Raw genomic sequence first — 1,936 nt, 5'->3', positions numbered from 1 at the left:
CCATTTAAAACTGAAGAGGATGCAATAGCAATTGCAAATGATTCTATCTACGGGTTGGCCGGAGTCGTATGGACGAATGATTTGCGAAGAGGTCAGCGTGTAACATCACAAATCCATGCAGGGTTGTTATGGGTCAACTGCTGGTATGTTCGTGATTTACGAACACCATTCGGAGGAGCAAAAGCGAGTGGTATTGGCCGCGAAGGTGGAAGACATAGTTTTGATTTTTATACAGAAGCAAAAACGATTACGATAAAAAAATAAGATAAAAACAAAAGGTGGCTTTTGCACACCTTTTGTTTTGTATTAGGAGGTTTTTTAGTTGAAAGGTAAGAATGTCCAGTATGCAACAGAACTCTTAGAAGCAGAGAAATCACGCCAAGGCATTATTCCTCTAACAGAAGTGGATAATTCTTTAACGGTTGAAGATGCTTATCAAATTCAATTAGAAACAGTAAAACTTAAAATTGCTCAGGGTAAAGTAATTGTGGGCAAGAAAATAGGTTTGACAAGTGTTGCAATRCAAAAAATGTTGAATGTGGATGAGCCAGATTATGGTCATCTTTTTGATGATATGCAAATAGAAAGTGGAGCTATAGTTAAAGTTGATTCAATGATATCTCCAAAAGTAGAAGCTGAAATTGGCTTTGTTCTAAAAGAAGATTTAGTGGGTCCGAATATAACGTATATTGATGTTTTAATGGCTACCAAGTATGTAGTACCGACACTTGAGATTATTGATAGCCGGGTGAAAGATTGGAAGATTAAATTAGTCGACACGGTGGCTGATAATGGATCATCTGCAAAAGTGGTTGTTGGCAATAAGACCACAACGATAGATTTAGTGAATTTGCGTACTATTAGTATGGTTCTTTTTAAAAATGGAGAGCTTCAAGGAACAGGTGCAGGAGCTGCAGCACTAGGTCACCCAGCGTATGCAATTGCATGGCTTGCAAATAAATTAGCTGAATTTGGAATTACGTTAAAAAAAGATGAATTAATTTTACCAGGTGCATTATCTGCTGCGATTTCAGTTTCAGCAGGAGACACCATAGAAGCTAAGTTCGGAGCACTTGGCTCTGTAACAGTTCATTTCGAATAGGAAAATGAGAAAGGAGATTGAACATGGCTAAAATAAAAGCTGCAATTATTGGCTCTGGTAATATCGGAACGGATTTAATGTACAAATTAGAAAATAGCGATGTTATAGAATTAATCGCAATGATAGGAATTGAATCAGATTCAGATGGTCTTAAAAGAGCCAAACAAAAAGGCTATAAAGTCTTTTTTAATGGAATACAAGCCATAGTTGAAAATCCTAGCATGGTAGACATTGTGTTTGATGCAACTTCAGCAAAAGCCCATGTCCACAATGCCGAAATATTAAAAGAGTTATGTATATTAGCTATCGATTTAACGCCTGCAGCAATAGGGCATTTCTTTTGCCCCGCGGTTAGTTCATTACCAACTTCTTTAGATATCATGAACGTTAATATGATTACTTGTGGTGGACAAGCAACGATACCGATTGTTCATGCTATTAATCAAGTGGCTGATGTTACATATGGGGAAATTGTTGCTACGATTTCTAGTTTAAGTGCTGGACCAGGCACTAGAGCAAATATTGATGAATTTACGATTACAACACGTCGCGGAATAGAAGAGGTTGGGGGTGCGGATAAGGGCAAAGCTCTAATTATATTAAATCCTGCAGATCCACCTATTTTAATGCGTGATACGGTCTATTGTGAAGTGAAGAATATGGATGAAGCTGCTATTAGAAAGTCAATTAAAGAAATGGTTATAAAAGTGAATGAATATGTTGGTGGCTATCGTTTAAGACAAGAACCAATGTTTGAAGGGAATTGTGTAACCATTCTTATTGAAGTTGAAGGAGCAGGCGATTATTTCCCTCCATACGCAGGGAATCTAGATA

General features: G+C 37.3%; 3 protein-coding genes. All 3 read left to right on the top strand.

All coding sequences use genetic code 11. The features are described from left to right. The coding region (locus tag AC1DOS_RS19740; protein WP_477538855.1) for an aldehyde dehydrogenase family protein at window positions 1–264 on the top strand (264 nt) is incomplete at its 5' end. 58 nt (window positions 265–322) lie between these two features. Next, entirely contained in the window at window positions 323–1,102 is a 780-nt protein-coding gene (locus AC1DOS_RS19735) for a 2-keto-4-pentenoate hydratase (protein WP_477538854.1), read from the top strand. Between the two features lie 23 nt (window positions 1,103–1,125). Further along, window positions 1,126–1,936: acetaldehyde dehydrogenase (acetylating) (locus AC1DOS_RS19730; protein WP_477538853.1), on the top strand; the 811-nt coding region annotated here is incomplete at its 3' end.

It is taken from the genome of Paenisporosarcina sp. P5_A11 (assembly GCF_056400705.1).
Note: the sequence above shows the minus strand (reverse complement) of the source record. Positions and strands in the feature narration are given on the sequence as shown.